Here is an 18,157-nt window from a genome sequence, read left to right on the forward strand (position 1 = left end):
GCTGGCGGGCAGCGCCACGGCGGCCCCGGCGCCGGAGGCGGCGCTGCGCGGCGCGCCGCCGCTGCTGCTGCTGCACGGGCTGGCGGACGACACGGTGAGCCCCGACCGCTCGCGCGAGCTGGCGGCGCGGCCGGGCGCGCGGGCGCGGCTGGTGCTCTATCCGGGGCTCGGCCATGTCGGCATCGTCGGCGCGCTGGCGCGGCCGGTGCGCGGCCTGGGGCTGGCCGGCGCGCCGGTGCTCGAGGACGTGGCGGGCTTCCTGGCGCCGCTCGGCGCCCGCCCGGCGGGCTGATCGGGGCTGGACGAGAGCCCCCCCGCGCCACGATATAGGCCGCACTTCTAGGAACCGGGAAACGAGACATGCATCTGAACCGTCGGAACCTGATGGGCCTGGGCGCCGCCCTGGCCGCGCCCGCCCTGGTCCCCGGCCTGGCGCGTGCCCAGGGCAACTGGCCGAACCAGCCCATCCGCCTCGTGGTGCCGTTCTCCGCCGGCGGTCCGACCGACATCCCCGCCCGCCTCATTGCCGATGAGCTGTCCAAGCTGCTGCCGCAGCGCGTCATCGTCGAGAACCGCACCGGCGCCGGCACCGTGGTGGGCGCCGACGCGGTGGCCAAGGCGGCGAAGGATGGCCACACCTTCCTCTACACCACCATCGCCCAGGCGGCGATCCGCGCCATCTACCCGACGCTGCCCTTCGACCCGGTGAAGGATTTCACCCCCGTCGCGCTGGCCGGCACCATCCCGATGCTGATGATGGTGAACAAGGACGTGCCGGTGAACTCGCTGCAGGAGCTGATCGCGCTCCTCAAGAAGGACCCGGGCAAGTACGACTATGCCAGCACCGGCAACGGCGCGGCGCTGCACTTGGCCAGCGAGCTGTTCCTGAAGCAGGCGGGCGGGCTGAAGGTGAACCATGTGCCCTACCGCGGCTCGGCGGCGGCGATGCCGGACCTGCTGAACGGCACCGTGACGATGATGCTCGACGTCGCCAACAGCGCGCTGCCCTTCGTGCAGCGCGGCGAGGTGAAGGGGCTGGCCATCTCCTCGGCGCAGCGCATCCCGCAGCTGCCCGACATGCCGACCTTCCAGGAAGCGGGCGTGCCCGGCTACGAGGCCTATACCTGGCACATGGTGCTGGCGCCCGCCGGCACGCCGGAGCCGGTCGTCACCCGCATGAACGCCCTCATCAACCAGGTGATGGCGATGGACACGGTGAAGGCGCGCCTCGCCGACCTGACCATGCAGACCCGCAGCGACACCACACCGGAGACGACCCGGAAGTGGCTGACCGACGAGATCGCCAAGTGGGAGCCGATCATCAAGGAAGCCGGCATCAAGGCCGACTGACGAGAGGCTGCGCCGGGGCGGCAGGCCTCCCCGGCGCCTGTCTCATCCCATCTCGCCGCGCGGCAGCGCCGCCGCGGCGCTGTCGGGGAACACGGCCTGCGCCTGCCCGGCCTGCCACTGCGCCAGCACCGGCTGGGCGCGCAGGTTCTGCCCCGTCTCGTCGAAGGCCGCGCCCCAGCCGAAGGGCGCATCGCGCTCATCGATTGCGGTGGCGAGCACGGCGGCGCGGATCCTCTCCTTGTCGGCCGAGCCGGCGCGGTGCAGCGCGTCGAGGAAGATGCGCGCCCCCGCATGGTTGGCGAGGCTGTGGCAGGAACGCGGGTCGTGCCCGTACTTGGCGCGGTAGGCCTCGGCGAGCTGCCGCGCATCGGCCCCCATGCGCCCGGTGGTGGCGTAGGGCGGGAAATCCACCACCATCACCCCCTCGAAGCCCGAGCCCAGGCTGCGCGCCGTGTCCACCATGCTGTAGGCGCCGCCGCCGCCGATCACCATGCGCGGCCGCCAGCCGGCCTCCTTCATGGCGCGGAACAGCAGCATGACATCGGCCTCGTGCCCGGTGTGCAGCAGGAGCTGCGCATCGGCGGCGCGCAGCCGCTGCACCAGCCCCGGCAGGTCCTGCCCCCCCGGCCCATAGGCGAAGCGCCCGAGCAGCGTGGCCTCGGCCGGCAGCCCGGCCTCCTGCGCGGCGGCGACGCTCTGCCCGTGCAGCGCGTCCTCGTGCAGGATGGCCAGGCGCAGGCCGGAGAGCGGCATCCGCCACAGCAGCGGCAGCAGCCAGCGCGTGGCGCGCAGCGACAGGGCGGCGAAGTCCTGCCCGCGCGGGCAGCTGCGGAACAGGTAGCGGAAGCCGCGCGCGGTGATCGAATCGGCCACCGCGCCCAGCTCGAAATAGGGAACGCCGGCCAGCTCCGCCACCTGCGAGGCGGCGAAGGAGAGCGGCGAGACGCCGCTGCCGAACACCGCCGCCACGCGCTCCGTGCCGGTCAGGCGGCGCACGGCCTCGGCGGCCTGGGGGGCGTCGCTGGCCTCCGCCTTCACCAGCCGCAGCGGCCGGCCGAACACGCCGCCCGCCTCGTTGCGCGCCTCCACCGCCAGCTCCAGCCCGCGGAAGCTCTCATCGCCCAGCAGCGCCAGCGGGCCGGAGGCGGGGTAGAGCGTGCCGATGCGCAACTCCGGGCCGGCGGGGAGGGGGCCACGCGTCTGCGCCGCGGCACGGCCGATCACGGCAGGAGCGGCCAGCAACGCCAGCAGGGCACGGCGCGGGGCCGGCGCGGCCGGGGCGGGGCCGCCATGATGCATCATGTGACATGCTCGTGCTTGGCTTGACGGAACGCGGCGGTGCGTCGACCCTCCGGAGCCTGCCATACCGAAACGCGTAAGGAAACGACACCATGGCGACTCTGCCCGCGGAGATGACCTATATCGACCATGGCGAGGGCGGCGGTCCCGAGGTGCTGGTGCCGGCGCGTGGCCCCCTGCCGCAACCGAAGCCGGACGAGGTGCTGGTGCGCGTGCTGGCGGTGGGCGTGAACCGGCCCGACGTGCAGCAGCGCAAGGGGCTGTATCCGCCGCCGCCCGGTGCCAGCCCCATCGCCGGGCTGGAGCTGGCCGGCGAGGTGGTGGCCGTGGGCGCCGAGGTGCGCCGCTACAAGGTGGGCGACCGGGTCTGCGCGCTGGCCAATGGCGGCGCCTATGCCGAGTACTGCACCGCGCCCGAGGCGCAGACGCTGCCCTGGCCGGCGGGCTTCGACGCGCTGCGCGCCGCCGCCCTGCCGGAGACCTACTTCACCGTCTGGGCCAACCTGTTCGGCCATGGCCGGCTGGCCGCGGGCGAGACGGTGCTGATCCATGGCGGCACCTCGGGCATCGGCGTCACCGCCATCCAGCTTGCCAAGGCGTTCGGCGCCCGGGTGCTGGCCACCGCCGGCAGCGCGGAGAAGTGCGCGGCGATGCTGAAGCTCGGCGCGGACGCCGCCATCAACTACAAGGAGCAGGATTTCACCGCCGAGGTGAAGCGGCTGACCGACGGGCGCGGCGTCGACGTGCTGCTCGACATGGTCGGCGCCGACTACTTCCAGCGCAACCTGCGCTGCATGGCCAAGGACGGGCGGCTGGTGATCATCGCCTTCCTCAGCGGGCACGAGGCGGAGAAGGTCGATCTGCGCCCGATCATGGTGAAGCGCCTGACGGTAACGGGCAGCACCATGCGCCCGCGCACCACCGCCGAGAAGGGCGAGATCGCCCGCGCGCTGGAGGAGAAGGTGTGGCCGCTGCTGGCCCGCGGCGAATGCGCGCCGGCGATCCATGCCACCTTCCCGCTGGCCAAGGCCGGCGAGGCCCACGCGCTGATGGAGAGCAGCGCGCATATCGGCAAGATCATGCTGACCGTCGCAGAGTAGCCCGCGCGTATGCTCCGCCTCGCCGATCTGCGCCTACTCCTCATCGCGGTCACGCTGTTCGGCGGGGCCTGGCCCGTCACCAAGGCGGCGCTGGCGGACGCGACGCCGCTCTGGTTCGCGGTGTCGCGCACCCTGCTGGGGGCGCTGGTGGCGTTCCTGCTGCTGGCCGCCACGCGGCGTCTGCGCTGGCCGGCGCGGCAGGACTGGCCGGCGGTGCTGGCGGTGGGCTTCCTGCAGCTCGGCGGCTTCTTCGCCCTGTCGCACATGGCGGTGGCGCTGGTGCCGGCGGGGCGCACCGCGGTGCTGGCCAACGTCACCATCTACTGGCTGGTGCCGATGTCGGTGCTGCTGCTGGGCGAGGCCGTCTCGGCGCAGCGCTGGGTGGCGGCGGGGCTGGGGCTCGCCGGGGTGGCGGCGCTGGCCGGCCCCTGGGCGGTGGACTGGAGCGACCCCGACATGCTGCTGGGCCACGGCATGCTGGTGCTGGCGGCGCTGCTCTGGTCCTGCGCCATCATCGCCACGCGCCGCTTCCCGCCGCGCCAGACCATGCTGGAGAACCTGCCCTGGTGCTTCCTGCTGGGCGGCATGGTGCTGCTGCCGATGGCGCTGCTGCGCGAGCCGCAGGGCGGCATCGGCCCCGGCGCCTACTGGCACGCGGCGCTGATCGGCGGGATCGTGGCGCCGCTCGGCACCTGGGCGGTGATCGAGGCGGGCCGCCGGCTGCCGGGGGCGGTGGCGGCGGTGGGCTTCCTGCTGGCGCCGGCCATCGGCGTCGTCATCTCCACCCTCTGGCTGGGCGAGCCGGTGGGGTGGGACGTCATCATCGGCGGCGGTCTGATCGCCGCCAGCGTCATCGTCGCCACGCGCGGCTGAGGGGGAGAGGCCATGCGGCTGCGCGCGGTCGAGCTGGGCGAGGGGGCGCCGCTGGTGCTGCTGCACGGGCTGTTCGGCCAGGCGCAGAACTTCGCCAGCGTGCAGAAGATGCTGGCGGCGGGCCGCCGCGTCGTCGCCCTCGACCTGCGCAACCACGGCCAGTCGCCGCACGATGCGGCGATGGACTACCCGGCGCTGGCGGAGGATGTGGCCGAGACCCTGGCGGCGCTCGGCACCGGCCCGGTGGACCTGCTCGGCCACTCGATGGGCGGCAAGGTGGCGATGACCCTCGCCCTGACCCGGCCGGAGGCGGTGGCGCGGCTGGTGGTGGCGGACATCGCGCCGGTGGCCTACCCGCCCGCCTTCCGCCCCTATGCCGAGGCCATGCAGGCCCTGCCGCTCCACCCCGGCCTGAGCCGGCGCGAGGCCGATGCGGCGCTCGCGGAGGCGGTGCCCTCCGCCGGGGTCCGCGGCTTCCTGCTGCAGAACCTCGACCTCGGCGCGAAGCCGCCGGAATGGCGCATCGGGCTCGATGCCATCGCCGCCGCGCTGCCCGCCATCGAGGCGGCGCCGCCGCTGCCGGAAGGCGCCCGCTTCGGAGGGCCGACGCTGGTGCTGGGCGGCGAGAACTCCGACTACATCCGCCCCGAGCACCGGCCGCTGTTCCGCGCGCTGTTCCCCGCCGCGCGCTTCGGCACGGTGAAGGGGGCGGGGCACTGGCTGCACGCCGAGAAGCCGGAAGGCTTCGTCGCCGCGCTGGGCGCCTTCCTGGGCTGAAGGCAGGGCCGGGGGCTGAAGGGCGCGGCCGGTTGACCCCGGCGGCCCGCTGGTGTTCCGTGGACGGAGACCAACAAGAACCGTTCCAGGAAACGCGCAGGCCGCCCCCGCCAGCAGAGCGCCGATGACGCCAGGGCCGGCCCGCAGGATGAGGAAACGCCCTTGGCCCGCATTCCCTATGCCGACCCGAACGCGCCCGCCACGCGCCCGCTGGTGGAGCGCATCGTGCGCGAGCGGGGCAGCCTGCTGCACCTCTACGCCATGCTGCTGCACAGCGGCCCGGTGGCCGAGGGATGGCTGCGCTACCTCACCGCCATCCGCCATGAATGCACGCTGCCGGGCGCGCTGCGGGAGCTGGTGATCATGCGCATCGCCCATCTCAACGGCGCGCCCTACGAGGCGGAGCAGCACGCTCCCATCGCCCTGAAGGAAGGCATGACCCAGGCGCAGCTCGACGCGCTGGCCGACTGGCAGGGCAGCGGGGCCTTCGATGACACGCAGCGCGCCGTGCTGGCCTACTGCGATTCGATGACCCGCGAGGTCCATGTGCCGGACGCCGTCTTCGCCGCGGTGCGCCAGCGGCTCGACGCGCGCGACCTGGTGGAGCTGACGGCCACCATCGGCGCCTACAACATGGTCTCGCGCTTCCTGGAGGCGATGGGCGTCGATGCGCGCGACCCGCTGCCGGACATCACCGCGTGAGGGCGCTGGAGGGGCGCGTCGCCTTCGTCACCGGCTGCGGCTCGCAAGGGCCGGGCTGGGGCAATGGCAAGGCCATCGCCGTCACCTTCGCCCGCGCCGGCGCCCGCGTCTATGGCGTGGACCGCGACCCGGCGGCGGCGGCGGAGACGCAGCGCCTCGTCGGGGCCGAGGGCGGCGAGATGCTGGTGGACACCGGCGACGTGACGGACCGCGCCACGGTGGAGGCGCTGGTCGCCGATTGCGTCGCCCGCCTCGGCCGGGTGGACATCCTGGTGAACAATGTCGGCCTCTCCCTGCCGGGCGACCCGGCGACGATGGAGGAGGCGGTCTGGGACAGCCAGATCGACGTCAACCTCAAGAGCGCCTTCCTCTGCTGCAAGGCGGTGCTGCCGCTGATGGAGGCGCAGGGCAAGGGCGCGGTGGTCTCGATCGCCTCCACGGCGGCCATCCGCTACACGGGCAAGCCGCAGGCGGGCTACGCGGCGGCCAAGGCGGGGCTGGTGCAGTTCAGCCGCGTGGTGGCGGTGGACTATGCGCGGCGCGGCGTGCGGCTCAACTGCGTGCTGCCGGGGCTGATGAACACGCCGCTCGTCGAGAAGCTCGCCGGCCAGTTCGCCAGCGGCGAGACGGGGCTGGACCGCGACGCCTTCTACGCCCGCCGCCACGCCCAGGTGCCGATGGGCCATATGGGCGAGGCCTGGGACGTGGCGGAGGCCGCGCTGTTCCTGGCCTCGGACGCGGCGAAATACATCACGGGGACGGAAATCCTGGTCGATGGCGGCCTCTGCGCCGCCGTGCGCGCCTGAGCGGGGGGCTTTGAGCATGTTGCGGCTGGATGGAAAGGTGGCCTTCGTGACCGGCGCCGGCTCGGCCGGGCCGGGCTGGGGCAATGGCAAGGCCACGGCGGTGCTGATGGCGCGCCAGGGCGCCTGGGTCTTCGCGCTCGACAACCGCGCCGAGGCGGCGGAGGAGACGGTGGCCATCATCCGCGCCGAGGGCGGCGAGGCCACCGCGCATGTGGCCGACGTCACCGCCGCCGCCCAGGTGGCCGAGGCGGTGGAGGCCTGCGTCACCGCCTATGGCGGCATCGACATCCTGGTGAACAATGTCGGCGGCTCCTTCCCCGGCGGCGCCGAGAGCCTTTCCGAAGAGGACTGGGAGCGGCAGATCGACTTCAACCTGCGCAGCGCCTTCCTCTGCTGCAAGCACGCGCTGCCGCATCTGCGCGCCCGGGGGAAGGGGGCCATCGTCAATCTCTCCTCCATCGCCGCGCTGCGGATGAGCGCGGACCGGCCGCACATCGCCTACAGCGCCTCGAAATACGGCATCGTGGCGCTGACCAAGTCGGTCGCCATGGAGCAGGCGCGGCAGGGGGTACGCTGCAACACGGTGGTGCCGGGGCTGATGCACACGCCGCTCGTCGAGCACCGGCTGGTGCGCCAGCTCGGCGCCAACGACGCGGCGCAGCTCATCGCGAAGCGCAACGCCCAGGTGCCGATGGGCCAGATGGGCGACGCCTGGGACATCGCCCATGCCGTGCTGTTCCTGGCCTCCGACGAGGCCAGGCACATCACCGGCACGGAGCTCATCGTCGATGGGGGCATCTCCGCGGCGATGCCATAGCCACCATAACAGCGCGACCGGCGGATAAGCCGGCGCACAGGGGGAGGAAAATGCGATGACGGGATTCAACGGAAACGGTGCCGGCCGGCGCGGCGTGCTGGCGGGTGCAGCGGGCTTGGCGGCGGTGGCCTGGAGCGGCGCGCGGCCGGCCATCGCCCAGGGGAAATTCCCCAGCCGGCCGATCAGCATCGTGGTGCCGATCCCGGCCGGGGGCGGCACCGATTACGCGGCGCGGCTGATCGCCGAGCCGATGGCGCAGATCCTCGGCCAGCCCGTGGTGGTGGAGAACCGCCCCGGCGGCAACGACGTGATCGGGCTGATGCATGTGGCCCGCTCGCAGCCGGACGGGCACACGCTGCTGATGGGTTATTGCGGCACCATGGCCGGGCGCGCCGCCATCGGCGGCACGGGCAGCGTCAGCACCACCGAGGATTTCGTGCCGATCGGGCAGGTCTCGGACACGCCGCAGCTCTTCGTGGTGCACCCTTCGGTGCCGGCGAAGACGCTGCCGGAGTTCATCGCCCACGCCAAGGCCAACCCGGGCAAGCTCAGCTATGCCTCGGCCGGCAACGGCTCCATGCACCACCTGGGCACCGAGCTGCTGAAGTCCCGCGCCGGAATCGACATGCTGCACGTACCCTATCGCGGCACCGGCGAGACGATCAGCGACCTGATCGCCGGCCGCATCCAGTTCTACATGAACTCGCCGCCGCCCCTGGTGGCGCTGGTGCGGGACGGGCGGGTGCGGCCGCTCTGCGTCAGTTCCAACGAGCGGCATCCCGGCCTGCCGGAGATTCCCTCGCTGACCGAGGCAGGCGGCTTGCGCGATTTGCCGCTGAATGTCTGGTTCGCCCTCTATGCGCCGAAGGCGGTGCCGGCCGAGGTGCGGGCGCAACTCTCAAAAGCCATGGAAACGGCGCTGGCCGAGGAGGGGCTGCGCCGCCGCGCCTTCGAGGCCGGCTCGCTGGTGCGCTTCGAGGGGCCGGAGGCGGTCTCGGCGCGGCTTGCGCGCGAGATCAGCGGGTGGAAGGAAATCGCCCGGGCGGCGAATATCCGGGCGGATTGAGGGAGACGTTCTTTTTTGGAAAAAAGAACCAAAAAACTTTTGTCAGTTTGCGGTGCGCCGACCGATAGCGCGGCATCAGACTGACAAAGTCTTTTTGCTTCTTTTTCTTCAGAAAAAGAAGGTTCTTCAAATCGCCTGGGGCGCCTTGAACTTGCCTTCCTTGTGGAGATCCGCCGCGCGCCAGAGATACCAGGCGGCGGCGGAGCGGTAGGGTGCCCAGGCCAGCCCGATCTCGGCCAGGGCCTTCGGCTTCGGCTGGGCATCGAGGCCGGCGGCAAGGCGGTAGCCCTCGCGCACGCCGAAATCGTCCACCGGCAGGATGTCCGGCCGGCCGAGGGTGAAGATCAGCAGCATTTCCACCGTCCAGCGGCCGACGCCGCGCAGCGCCACCAGCCGCTCGACCAGCTCCTCGTCGGGCAGGCGGGCGGCGGCGCGGCGGGTCGGCACCAGCCCGCCCACGCTCTTCAGCGCGATGTCGCGGATGGCGGCGCACTTCGCGCCGGAGAAGCCGCAGCCGCGCAGGCCCTCCTCCGGCAGGGCCAGCACCCCTTCGGGGTGCGGGAAGTCCTGGCCGGGGAAGAGGGCGATCAGCCGGTTCAGCATCGCCTCGGCGGCGCGGCCATGCACCTGCTGGTGGGCGATGGCGCGCACCAGCGCCTCGTAGGGCTCGCGCTGGATGGGCTTCAGGGTCATGGCGCCCACCTGCCGCACCACCGGCCCCAGCACGGGGTCGGCGGCGAGGTGGGCGCGGGCGGCGCGGGGGCTGAGGCCCCGCGCGACGGGCCGCGCGGGCGCGCGCATCAGCGGAAGATCAGGTGCGGCAGCACCAGGGTCAGCGCCGGGACATAGGTGATCAGCATCAGGCAGGCGATGATGACGGCGATGAAGACGAAGAGATAGCGCATCATCGTCTCGATGCCGCAGCCGGCCACCTGCGCCGCGGCGAAGAGGTTCACGCCGAAGGGCGGCGTGATCATGCCGAGCGCCAGGTTCACCACCATGATGGTGCCGAAATGCACCCCGTCGATGCCGAAGCGCTGCGCCGCGTCGGCCAGGATCGGCGCGAGCACGATGATGCTGGCGCTGGTCTCGACGAACATGCCGACGACGAACAGGAAGATGTTGGCGCCGAACAGGAAGCTTCCGGCGCCGTCGAAGGTCTCCACCAGCCAGGCGGCGGCGGCGTCCGGCACGCCCTGGCGGTTCAGCAGGTAGGAGAACAACGCGGCGCAGGCGATGATGAACATGATCACCGCCGAGGAGATCACCGACTTGCGGAAGATCGGGTAGAGGTCCCGCCAGGACAGCTCGCGGTGGAGGAACATGCCGACGAGGATGGCGTAGAACACGGCGATAACGCTGGCCTCGGTCGGCGTCGTCACGCCGCCATAGATGCCGCCGAGCACCACCACCGGCATCAGCAGCGCGAAGCCCGCCTGGCGCAGCGCGGCCAGGAAGGGCAGGCGCCCGTCGCCATCCTGCTTGCCCCAGCCCTTGATGCGGCACCACACCAGCACGGTGGCGATCAGCGCGCCGGCGACCAGCGCCCCCGGCACGAAGCCGGCGATGAACAGCTCGGGGATCGAGACCTGGGTGGTCACGCCGTAGAGGATCATCGGGATGGAGGGGGGGATGATGACGCCGAGCTCGGCCGCCGTGGCCTGCAGCGCCGCCGCGAAGCCCACCGGGTAGCCGTGCTTGACCAGCGCCGGGATCATGATGGTGCCGATGGCGAAGGTGGTGGCCACCGAGGAGCCGCTGATGGCGGCGAAGATCATGCAGGTGATGACGCAGGTGGCCGGCAGCCCGCCCTGCACCCCGCCCACCATGGATTTGGCGAACTCGACGAGGCGGCGGCTGATGCCGCCCACATCCATCAAATTGCCCGCCAGGATGAAGAAGGGGATGGCGGCGAGCGGGAACTTGTCCAGCGCCACGAAGATCTGCTGCGCCGCGACGATCATCGGGAAGCGCGTCCAGCCCTCGATGCCGAGGATGGCGGCCAGCCCGATGGCGACGGCGACGGGGATGCCGGCGGCGAAGCCCACCAGCATCACGGTTATCATGGCGCCGGTCATACCGCGGCCTCCAGCTCGGCCGAGCGGCGGTCGAGGAAATTGCCGAGCGCGCCCAGCATGGCGAAGAGCGCACCGAGCGGGATGGCGGCGTAGCCCCAGGACATCGAGACCTCGAGCCCCGCCATCTCCTGGAACTTCACGCGCTGCGCCATGCTCCAGCCGAACCAGAACAGCACGCCCATCAGCGAGAGGCTGGAGGCCAGCGAGGCCGCCTCCAGGCCGCGCCGGAGGCCGCCGCGGCTGTAGCGGTGCGCCATGTCGATGGAGACGAGCGCCCCCGCGCGCAGCGCCACGGCCAGGCCGAGCATGGCCATCCAGATCAGCGCGGTGCGCACCAGCGCCTCGCTCCAGACCGAGGGCGTCTCGGTGGCGAAGCGGGCGATCACCTGCCAGAGCCCGGCGAAGCAGGCCACGGCCAGGGCGAGGCAGGCCGCCACGGCGGCGAGCTCCGTTGCCACCCGGTCAAGCCCGAGGATGGCGCGGCGCGCCGGCTCGGCGCGGGCGCCGATCCAGAGCGCCAGCAGCGTGCCGAGCAGGCTGGCCACGCCGATGACGAGCAGCGGCACGGTGTTCATGGGCGGTTGCGCCGCGCGGCGGCCCGGTGCGTGGTCGGCATGGGTCGGAGATCCTGAGAGGCTTGCCGGGAGAAGCGGGACGCCGCCCGCATGGAGCGGGCGGCGCGGCGGGCCTGGCCGGGGGGGGTGGCCGGGTTGCTTGGCCGGCGTGCTTACTGGGCCGGCTTCCAGTCGCGCAGGCGGGCCAGCAGCTTGCCGTCCAGCTCCTTCTCGTACTGCGCGAAGGCGGCCGCCAGCGCCGTCTGGAACTGCGCGGTATCGACGCTGGTGACGACGGTCATGCCGCGGCGGCGCAGTTCGTCCACGCCGCTCTGCTCGTCGGCCGTCACCTTGGCGCGGTTGGCGTCGCGCCCGGCCTTGGCGGCCTCCATGAACATCGTCTTCTCCGCCGCGCTCAGCCGGCCCCACAGGGCGGGGGAGCCGATCAGCAGCGCCGGCGAGTAGACGTGGCCGGTCAGCGTCAGGTACTTCTGCACCTGGTTGATGTTGTTGGCGACGATGACGGGGATGGGGTTCTCCTGGCCATCGACCGTGCCCTGCTGCAGCGCCGGGATCAGCTCGGAGAAGGCCATCGGCGTGGGCAGCGCGCCGAGGGTGGAGAAGGCGCGCATATGCACCTGGTTCTCCATGGTGCGCACCTTCAGGCCGCGGATGTCGGCAGGCGTGCTCACCTCGCGGCGGCTGTTGGTCAGGTGGCGGAAGCCGTTCTCCATCCACATCACGCCGACCAGCCCGCGCGCCTGGAACTTCGCCAGGATCTCCTGCCCGATGGCGGAATCCAGCGCGCCGCGCGCATGGGCGTAGTCGCGGAACAGGAAGGGCACGTCCACCGTCCGCACCTCCGGCACGAAATTGCCGACCGGGCCGGTGGAGGTGATGGTGAAGTCCAGCGTGCCGATCTGCACGCTCTCGATCATCTCGCGCTCATTGTCGTTGCGCTGGATGGTGACGCGGTACTTGCCGTTGGAGAGCTTCTCCAGCGTCTCCTTGAAGGCCGTCGCGCCCGCGCCGTAGTGGCTGTTGGCGGTGGGCAGCGGGTGCTGGACGGTGATCTCGGTCTGGGCGCGGGCGGGGCCAGCGGCCAGGATGGCGGTGAAGCCGGCGGCCATCCCGAAGGCCAGCGCGTGGCGGCGCAGCATGCTCATGGCGTCATGTCCTCCCACGGCGCGGTTCGGCCCGCGCCGCCTGTGGCGTCACTTCTAGGGGAGGCACAGGCCGGTTTCAATGTGTTGCGACGCAACCGTTCTCACGGTGCGGGGACAGGCGGTGACCGGGCCCCCGGCATGCCGCATGTTGCGCGGTCCATCGCCCGGACCGCTTCATGACCCAGCCTGCCGCCGACGAGGCGCCCTATATCGAGCGCGGCACGCCGGCCTTCCGCCGCACCAACCTGGCCTTCATCTGCGCCGGCTTCGCCACCTTCGCGCTGCTCTACTGCGCCCAGCCGCTGCTGCCGGCCTTCGCGGAAGCCTTCTCCATCAGCCCGGCGGCGAGCAGCCTGGCGCTCTCCCTGCCCACGGCGGTGATGGCGGTGTGCATGCTGCTGGCCAGCGCCGCCTCCGAGGCGCTGGGGCGCAAGCCGGTGATGCTGGTCTCGGTGCTGGCCTCGGCGCTGCTGACCATCGCCGCCGCCTTCGCGCCGGGCTGGGAGAGCTTCCTGCTGCTGCGCGCCCTGCTCGGCATCGCGCTCAGCGGCCTGCCGGCGGTGGCCATGGCCTACATCACCGAGGAGCTGCACCCCCGCTCCAGCGGCTATGCCATGGGCCTCTACATCAGCGGCACGGCGATGGGCGGCATGGCCGGGCGCGTCGTCTCCGGGCTGCTGCTGGAGGCGGGGGGCTGGCGCGGCTCGGTGGGCGTCATCGGGCTGCTGGGGCTGGCCTCGGCCCTGGTGTTCTGGCGCAGCCTGCCGCCCTCGCGGCACTTCCACCCGCGGCCGCTGGCCTGGGGCGGGCTGGCGGCCAATTTCGCCGCGCATCTGCGTGACCCGGGGCTGCGCTGGCTGTTCGCGCTGGGCTTCCTGTTCATGGGCAGCTTCGTCACCGTCTACAACTATGTCGGCTTCCGGCTGCTGGCGCCGCCCTTCGGCTTGCCGCACGGACTCGTGGCGCTGGTGTTCAGCGTCTACCTGGTGGGCATCGGCAGCTCGGCCTTCGTCGGCGGGCTGTCGGACCGGTTCGGGCGGCGGCGGGTGCTGTGGCTGACGGTGCTGGCCATGCTGGCCGGGCTGGCGCTCACCCTGGCGGCGAGCCTGCCGCTGCTGGTGCTGGGGCTGGCGCTGCTCACCTTCGGCTTCTTTGGCTCGCACGCGCTGGCCAGCGCGTGGGTGGGGCAGCGCGCCGGTGCGGCGAAGGCACAGGCTTCCTCCCTCTACCTCTTCGCCTACTACATGGGGGCCAGCATCATGGGCGCCTCGGGCGGCCTCGCCTGGGCGGCGGCGGGCTGGGCCGGGGTGGCTGCGCTGGTGGGGGTGGCGCTGCTGGCGGCGCTGCTGATCGCGCTGCGGCTGGCGCGGCTGGGCGGCGCGGGCTGAAGGCCGCGCCGCCCGGGCGGGGCTACTGGTAGCCGCCCGTCTTCTCGCGCTCCTTGGCGGCGTCTTCCTGGGTCTTCTCGTCCACCGGCTGCTGGCCGGGCTTGGGGTCCTGGCTCTTCTCGTCGGCGGGCTTGTTCGGCTCGGCCATATCCGGTCCTCCTGGGTTGACCTCAGGGAGAACGGCGCAGGGGGCCGCGGGTTCCGCGCCTCAGGCGCCGCGCGGCGCGAGCAGGATGACCGCCGCGCCGGCCAGGCAGAGCGCCGCGCCCGCCATGTCCCACCGGTCCGGCCGCGCCCCCTCCACCGCCCACATCCAGCCCAGCGAGGCGGCGATGTAGACGCCCCCATAGGCGGCGAAGGCGCGGCCGGCGGCGCTGCTCTCCACCAGGGTGAGCAGCGCGCCGAACAGCGCCAGGCTGGCCAGCCCCGGCAGCAGCCACCAGCCGGAGCGCCCCAGCCGCAGCACCATCCACAGCGCGTAGCACCCCCCGATCTCCGCCAGCGCGGCGGCGAGATAGACCAGGGCGGTGCGCGCCACGCCCGCCGCCTCAGCCGTGCCGGATGGCGATGGTCTTGAGCGAGGCGAAGCCGGCCAGCGCCGCGAAGCCCTTCTCGCGGCCATGCCCGCTGCGCTTCACGCCGCCGAAGGGCAGCTCCACGCCGCCGCCCGCGCCGTAGTTGTTGACGAAGACCTGCCCGACCTTGATGCCGCGCGAGAGCCGCATGGCGCGGCCGATATCGGCCGTCCACACCCCCGCCACCAGGCCGAACTGGGTGCCGTTGGCGATGGCCAGCGCCTCCGCCTCGTCGGTGAAGCGGATGGCGGTCAGCACGGGGCCGAACACCTCCTCCTGGGCCAGCCGGTGGGTGGGGGCCACGTCGGCCAGCAGGGTGGGCTGCACGTAGTAGCCGCCCTCCGGCGCGTTGGAGGCGATGCGGCCCTGGCCGGCGAGGTTCAGGCCATCATTGCGCGCGAAGTCGAGGAAGCCGTTGACGCGCTTCTGCTGGTCGGCGTTCACCACCGGGCCGAGGTCGAGGTCGCGCTCAGCGGGGCCGGCCTCCAGGCGGCCGAAGCGTCCGGCGAGGTCGGCCACGAAGCGGTCGAAAATGCCGGCCTGCACCAGCACGCGGGAGCCGGCCGAGCAGGTCTGGCCGGCATTCTGGATGATGCCGTTCATCACCGTCGCCGCCGCCGTGTCGAGGTCGGCGTCCTGGAACACAAGTTGCGGGCTCTTGCCGCCCAGCTCCAGCGTGACGGGGATGGTGTTCCGCGCCGCCGCCGCCTGCACCAGCGTGCCCACCTCCGGGCTACCGGTGAAGGAGACGTGGGAAATGCCGGGATGCGCCGTCAGCGCCGCGCCGGCTTCCTCGCCGAGGCCGGTGACGACGTTCCACACCCCTTCGGGGAAGCCTGCCTCCGCCGCCAGCTCGGCCAGCATCAGCGAGGAGAGGGAGGCGTCCTCGGCCGGCTTCAGCACGCAGGCATTGCCCATGGCCAGCGCCGCGCCGACCGAGCGGCCGACGATCTGCATCGGGTAGTTCCACGGCACGATGTGGCCGGTGACGCCATGCGGCTCCCACACCGTCAGCACCGTCATGCCGTCGGCATAGGGGATGGTGTCGCCATGCATCTTGTCGGCGCTGGAGCCGTAGAACTCGAAGTAGCGGGCGCAGGCGGTGGCGTCGGCGCGGGCCTGGCGGATCGGCTTGCCGACGTCGCGGCTCTCGGCCTGGGCCAGCGCCTCGGCGTCGCGCTCGATCAGCGTGGCGAGCCGCGTCAGCAGCCGGCCGCGCTCGGTGGCGGAGAGGCGGCCCCAGGGGCCGTCCAGCGCCGCCTGCGCCGCGCGCACCGCGGCGTCGATCTCGGCCTGCCCGCCGCGCGCGATCCGGGCGAAGGCGTGCCCGTCGGAGGGGTTGATGACGGGGATGTGCCGCTCCGCGGCGATGCTCCTGCCGCCGATCCAGTGGCCGTGGGTCTGCATGAGGCTTCCTCGATTCCGTGCCTGAGGGCGTGGTCTAGAGCAGATCGCGCGCAGGCGGAATTCGCCGGGGCCGCCGCCGCGTGGCAGGATGCGCCGAACACATCCAGGGAAGGAGACAGGGCATGTCCGAGGAACCGGTGCTGCTGGAGGTCGATGCGCGCGGCGTCGCCACCGTCACGCTGAACCGCCCGCAGCGCGGCAACGCCTACAATGGCGCGCTGCTGGCGGCGCTGACCGACGGGCTGGAGCAGCTCGGCCGGGATGCCGCGCTGCGGGCGCTGGTGATCCGCGGCGCGGGGCGCCACTTCCAGGCCGGCGCCGACATCGACTGGCTGAGCGAGGCCGCCGGCGCCACGCCGGAGCAGGCCTTCGCCGCCTCCATGGCCACCACCGAGGCGATGGCGCGGCTCAACGAGTTCCCGCGCCCCACCTTCGCCGTGGTGCAGGGGGCGTGCTTCGGCGGCGGCTGCGGCGTGGTGTGCTGCGTCGACGTGGCGCTGGCGACACCGGCCGCCCTGTTCGGGCTGAGCGAGGTGCGCGTCGGCGTGGCGCCGACGCCGATCTCGACGCACATGGTGCACGCCATGGGGCTGCGCCAGGCGCGGCGCTACGCCATCACCGGCGAGCGGTTCGACGCGGCCGAGGCGCTGCGCATCGGGCTGGTGCACGAGGTGCACGAGGCGGAGGTGATCGAGGCGCGGCTGGAGGAGATCCTGGCCGAGACGATGCTCTCCGCCCCCGGCGCCATCGCCGTGACCAAGCGCTCGCTGCTGGAGGCGAACGGGCTGGCCCTCTCGCCGCGCGAGATGGCGCAGCTGGCCACCGAATCCTGGATGCAGCGCGCCTCGGCCGAGGGGCGGGAGGGCCTCGCCGCCTTCCGCGAGAAGCGCCGCCCCGGCTGGGCGTGAGGCAGGGCGGGGAGGGGCCTACCCTCTCCCCGCGCCGGCCTCCAGCCACAGCATCCCCCAGCCGATCAGCAGCACCGCCACCAGGGCCGGCGACAGCAGCCGCCAGAAGCGCGCCGGCCGCGTGCCATCGGCCAGCAGGGCCGCGATCATGGCGGTGACGGCGAAGCTCATCCCGGCGCCGGCCGCGCCGGCGAAGTTGTGCAGCCCGGCGGCCTGCACGGGGGTGAGCCCGGCGGCCTGCCCCAGCGCCACCTGCACCGGCATCAGCGCGGCGTTGGAGCCGACATTGCTGCCGGTGACCAGCCCCGAGACCAGCCCGAGCGGCGGCAGCGCATAGGCCGCGAAGGGCCCGAGCGCCCCGGCCGCCGCCTGCGCCAGCGCCGCCGCCACCCCCGCCCCCGCCAGCAGCCGGCCGAGCAGCACGTAGAGCAGCATGGCCAGCGCCGGGCGCCGCGCCCGCAGCAGCGCGCCCCAGGCCGCCGGCCGCGCCCCCGGCGCGCGCAGCGCCAGCAGCAGGGCCGAGACGCACCACAGCACCACCGCCACATGCGTCAGCGGCAACGCCGGCAGGTCGGGGAAGGGGCGGATGGATGGCGCCCCCTGCCAGGAGCGCGCCAGCAGCAGCGCCAGCGTCAGCCCCGCCCAGGGTGCCAGCGCCCGCGCCGCGCGCCGCCAGCCCGCGACGCCCTGCGGCGGCTCCAGCCGCCACAGCACCCAGAGCAGCGGCAGGCCGGTGGCGATGATGCCCGCCGCCTCGAAGGGCAGGGCGAGGTTGGCGGCCAGCAGCAGCGCCGCCACCACCGCCATCAGCCCCATCTGCCGCAGCCGCTCCGGCCCCGGCACCGGCACGCCGGCGGCGGCCGAGACGCGCCACAGCACCGGCGCCAGGCAGAGCATCCACAGCGCGCTGGGCCAGGCAGTGGCCAGCGCCACCGCCTGCGCCGGCTGGCCGATCAGCGCCGCGCCCAGCGCCGTGCCGGGGCCGAGGCCGCCCCAGGGCACCAGCACCAGCGCCAGCAGCGCCAGCGCGCCCGCCGGCGCGCCGGAAAGCCCCATGCGCCGCAGCGTGGCGAGGGCGAAGACGCCGCCCACTGCGAAGCCCGTGACGCTCTCGACGAAGGCGCCGCCCAGCAGGGTGGCGGCGAAGACGCGGCGTGGCGTGGCGGGGTGGGGCGTGGCCTCGGCGGGGGCGAGTCGCGTCACCGCCGTGTGGAACAGCAGGCCACCCAGCAGCACCGCCGCCGGCTGCGCCGCCAGCCCGGCGCCGCGCAGCGCCTCGCGCACCAGGAAG

The 18,157-nt window shown here is 73.0% G+C and carries 19 protein-coding genes and 1 pseudogene; 11 read left to right on the forward strand and 9 right to left on the reverse strand.

Features of this window, described 5'->3' with window-relative positions:
• A pseudogene (locus ACFOY6_RS20740) lies at positions 1 to 292 on the forward strand (hypothetical protein); the annotation flags it as partial.
• Positions 293 to 360: 68 nt separating this feature from the next.
• Entirely contained in the window at positions 361 to 1,350 is a 990-nt protein-coding gene (locus ACFOY6_RS20745) for a Bug family tripartite tricarboxylate transporter substrate binding protein (protein ID WP_379652131.1), read from the forward strand.
• Between the two features lie 42 nt (positions 1,351 to 1,392).
• Here the strand turns inward: ACFOY6_RS20745 and ACFOY6_RS20750 are convergent, their stop codons facing one another.
• Positions 1,393 to 2,652, reverse strand: a complete 1,260-nt coding sequence (locus ACFOY6_RS20750) for an ABC transporter substrate-binding protein (RefSeq protein ID WP_379652132.1) — start codon at positions 2,650 to 2,652, stop codon at positions 1,393 to 1,395.
• An 89-nt stretch (positions 2,653 to 2,741) separates the two neighbouring features.
• Here ACFOY6_RS20750 and ACFOY6_RS20755 point away from each other — a divergent pair, with 89 nt between their 5' ends.
• The 7 genes from ACFOY6_RS20755 to ACFOY6_RS20785 all read left to right on the forward strand — a co-directional run bounded on the left by ACFOY6_RS20755 (position 2,742) and on the right by ACFOY6_RS20785 (position 8,790).
• Positions 2,742 to 3,749: an NAD(P)H-quinone oxidoreductase gene (locus ACFOY6_RS20755; RefSeq protein ID WP_379634764.1), complete on the forward strand. Its 1,008-nt coding sequence runs from the start codon at positions 2,742 to 2,744 to the stop codon at positions 3,747 to 3,749.
• 9 nt (positions 3,750 to 3,758) lie between these two features.
• Positions 3,759 to 4,622, forward strand: a complete 864-nt coding sequence (locus ACFOY6_RS20760) for a DMT family transporter (protein ID WP_109515182.1) — start codon at positions 3,759 to 3,761, stop codon at positions 4,620 to 4,622.
• Positions 4,623 to 4,634: 12 nt separating this feature from the next.
• Complete coding sequence (locus ACFOY6_RS20765) at positions 4,635 to 5,399, forward strand: alpha/beta fold hydrolase (RefSeq protein WP_379634761.1); 765 nt, start codon at positions 4,635 to 4,637, stop codon at positions 5,397 to 5,399.
• A 162-nt stretch (positions 5,400 to 5,561) separates the two neighbouring features.
• Positions 5,562 to 6,101 carry a carboxymuconolactone decarboxylase family protein gene (locus ACFOY6_RS20770; RefSeq protein WP_109515184.1) on the forward strand — a complete coding sequence of 180 codons (540 nt, stop codon included), beginning with the start codon at positions 5,562 to 5,564 and terminating at the stop codon, positions 6,099 to 6,101.
• Entirely contained in the window at positions 6,098 to 6,907 is an 810-nt protein-coding gene (locus tag ACFOY6_RS20775; RefSeq protein ID WP_379634758.1) for an SDR family NAD(P)-dependent oxidoreductase, read from the forward strand. Before ACFOY6_RS20770 ends, ACFOY6_RS20775 begins: the two co-directional genes overlap by 4 nt.
• A gap of 37 nt (positions 6,908 to 6,944) precedes the next feature.
• Positions 6,945 to 7,724 carry an SDR family NAD(P)-dependent oxidoreductase gene (locus tag ACFOY6_RS20780; RefSeq protein WP_245906044.1) on the forward strand — a complete coding sequence of 260 codons (780 nt, stop codon included), beginning with the start codon at positions 6,945 to 6,947 and terminating at the stop codon, positions 7,722 to 7,724.
• Between the two features lie 55 nt (positions 7,725 to 7,779).
• On the forward strand, positions 7,780 to 8,790 hold the full coding sequence (locus tag ACFOY6_RS20785; protein ID WP_379634754.1) for a Bug family tripartite tricarboxylate transporter substrate binding protein: 1,011 nt from the start codon (positions 7,780 to 7,782) through the stop codon (positions 8,788 to 8,790).
• A 126-nt stretch (positions 8,791 to 8,916) separates the two neighbouring features.
• Here ACFOY6_RS20785 and ACFOY6_RS20790 read toward each other — a convergent pair whose 3' ends face one another.
• From ACFOY6_RS20790 to ACFOY6_RS20805, 4 genes are all read right to left on the reverse strand, one after another.
• Positions 8,917 to 9,591: a DNA-3-methyladenine glycosylase family protein gene (locus ACFOY6_RS20790; RefSeq protein WP_109515188.1), complete on the reverse strand. Its 675-nt coding sequence runs from the start codon at positions 9,589 to 9,591 to the stop codon at positions 8,917 to 8,919.
• On the reverse strand, positions 9,591 to 10,856 hold the full coding sequence (locus tag ACFOY6_RS20795) for a TRAP transporter large permease (protein WP_379652133.1): 1,266 nt from the start codon (positions 10,854 to 10,856) through the stop codon (positions 9,591 to 9,593). Before ACFOY6_RS20795 ends, ACFOY6_RS20790 begins: the two co-directional genes overlap by 1 nt.
• Positions 10,857 to 10,864: 8 nt before the next feature.
• The gene (locus ACFOY6_RS20800) at positions 10,865 to 11,443 is read right to left on the reverse strand and encodes a TRAP transporter small permease (RefSeq protein ID WP_109515190.1); all 579 of its coding nucleotides are present in this window, start codon (positions 11,441 to 11,443) and stop codon (positions 10,865 to 10,867) included.
• A 152-nt stretch (positions 11,444 to 11,595) separates the two neighbouring features.
• Complete coding sequence (locus tag ACFOY6_RS20805) at positions 11,596 to 12,588, reverse strand: TRAP transporter substrate-binding protein (protein WP_109515191.1); 993 nt, start codon at positions 12,586 to 12,588, stop codon at positions 11,596 to 11,598.
• Between the two features lie 176 nt (positions 12,589 to 12,764).
• Between ACFOY6_RS20805 and ACFOY6_RS20810 the strand changes: the two genes are divergently transcribed.
• The gene (locus ACFOY6_RS20810) at positions 12,765 to 13,976 is read left to right on the forward strand and encodes an MFS transporter (RefSeq protein WP_379652134.1); all 1,212 of its coding nucleotides are present in this window, start codon (positions 12,765 to 12,767) and stop codon (positions 13,974 to 13,976) included.
• 22 nt (positions 13,977 to 13,998) lie between these two features.
• Here ACFOY6_RS20810 and ACFOY6_RS20815 read toward each other — a convergent pair whose 3' ends face one another.
• The 3 genes from ACFOY6_RS20815 to ACFOY6_RS20825 are packed head-to-tail and all read right to left on the reverse strand — an operon-like array spanning position 13,999 to position 15,958.
• Positions 13,999 to 14,124 carry a hypothetical protein gene (locus ACFOY6_RS20815; protein WP_281262089.1) on the reverse strand — a complete coding sequence of 42 codons (126 nt, stop codon included), beginning with the start codon at positions 14,122 to 14,124 and terminating at the stop codon, positions 13,999 to 14,001.
• 60 nt (positions 14,125 to 14,184) lie between these two features.
• Positions 14,185 to 14,514: a YnfA family protein gene (locus ACFOY6_RS20820; protein ID WP_379652135.1), complete on the reverse strand. Its 330-nt coding sequence runs from the start codon at positions 14,512 to 14,514 to the stop codon at positions 14,185 to 14,187.
• A gap of 10 nt (positions 14,515 to 14,524) precedes the next feature.
• On the reverse strand, positions 14,525 to 15,958 hold the full coding sequence (locus tag ACFOY6_RS20825; RefSeq protein WP_379634745.1) for an aldehyde dehydrogenase family protein: 1,434 nt from the start codon (positions 15,956 to 15,958) through the stop codon (positions 14,525 to 14,527).
• A gap of 122 nt (positions 15,959 to 16,080) precedes the next feature.
• On the opposite strand from ACFOY6_RS20825, the gene ACFOY6_RS20830 reads away from it, so the two are divergent.
• On the forward strand, positions 16,081 to 16,866 hold the full coding sequence (locus tag ACFOY6_RS20830) for an enoyl-CoA hydratase-related protein (protein ID WP_109515195.1): 786 nt from the start codon (positions 16,081 to 16,083) through the stop codon (positions 16,864 to 16,866).
• A gap of 18 nt (positions 16,867 to 16,884) precedes the next feature.
• On the opposite strand, the gene ACFOY6_RS20835 is transcribed toward ACFOY6_RS20830, so the two are convergent.
• Positions 16,885 to 18,157 (reverse strand): hypothetical protein (locus tag ACFOY6_RS20835; RefSeq protein WP_379652136.1); only part of this gene is annotated, 1,273 nt, incomplete at its 5' end.

This window comes from Teichococcus aestuarii (assembly GCF_042651065.1).
Lineage (GTDB): Bacteria > Pseudomonadota > Alphaproteobacteria > Acetobacterales > Acetobacteraceae > Pseudoroseomonas > Pseudoroseomonas aestuarii.

Coding starts and splice junctions, on each gene's coding strand:
- ACFOY6_RS20815 (WP_281262089.1), bottom strand. CDS start 14,124: ATGGCCGAGCCGAACAAGCCCGCCGACGAGAAGAGCCAGGACCCCAAG.
- ACFOY6_RS20805 (WP_109515191.1), bottom strand. CDS start 12,588: ATGAGCATGCTGCGCCGCCACGCGCTGGCCTTCGGGATGGCCGCCGGC.
- ACFOY6_RS20800 (WP_109515190.1), bottom strand. CDS start 11,443: ATGAACACCGTGCCGCTGCTCGTCATCGGCGTGGCCAGCCTGCTCGGC.
- ACFOY6_RS20830 (WP_109515195.1), top strand. CDS start 16,081: ATGTCCGAGGAACCGGTGCTGCTGGAGGTCGATGCGCGCGGCGTCGCC.
- ACFOY6_RS20810 (WP_379652134.1), top strand. CDS start 12,765: ATGACCCAGCCTGCCGCCGACGAGGCGCCCTATATCGAGCGCGGCACG.
- ACFOY6_RS20760 (WP_109515182.1), top strand. CDS start 3,759: ATGCTCCGCCTCGCCGATCTGCGCCTACTCCTCATCGCGGTCACGCTG.
- ACFOY6_RS20765 (WP_379634761.1), top strand. CDS start 4,635: ATGCGGCTGCGCGCGGTCGAGCTGGGCGAGGGGGCGCCGCTGGTGCTG.
- ACFOY6_RS20790 (WP_109515188.1), bottom strand. CDS start 9,591: ATGCGCGCGCCCGCGCGGCCCGTCGCGCGGGGCCTCAGCCCCCGCGCC.
- ACFOY6_RS20750 (WP_379652132.1), bottom strand. CDS start 2,652: ATGATGCATCATGGCGGCCCCGCCCCGGCCGCGCCGGCCCCGCGCCGT.
- ACFOY6_RS20785 (WP_379634754.1), top strand. CDS start 7,780: ATGACGGGATTCAACGGAAACGGTGCCGGCCGGCGCGGCGTGCTGGCG.
- ACFOY6_RS20795 (WP_379652133.1), bottom strand. CDS start 10,856: ATGATAACCGTGATGCTGGTGGGCTTCGCCGCCGGCATCCCCGTCGCC.
- ACFOY6_RS20745 (WP_379652131.1), top strand. CDS start 361: ATGCATCTGAACCGTCGGAACCTGATGGGCCTGGGCGCCGCCCTGGCC.
- ACFOY6_RS20755 (WP_379634764.1), top strand. CDS start 2,742: ATGGCGACTCTGCCCGCGGAGATGACCTATATCGACCATGGCGAGGGC.
- ACFOY6_RS20825 (WP_379634745.1), bottom strand. CDS start 15,958: ATGCAGACCCACGGCCACTGGATCGGCGGCAGGAGCATCGCCGCGGAG.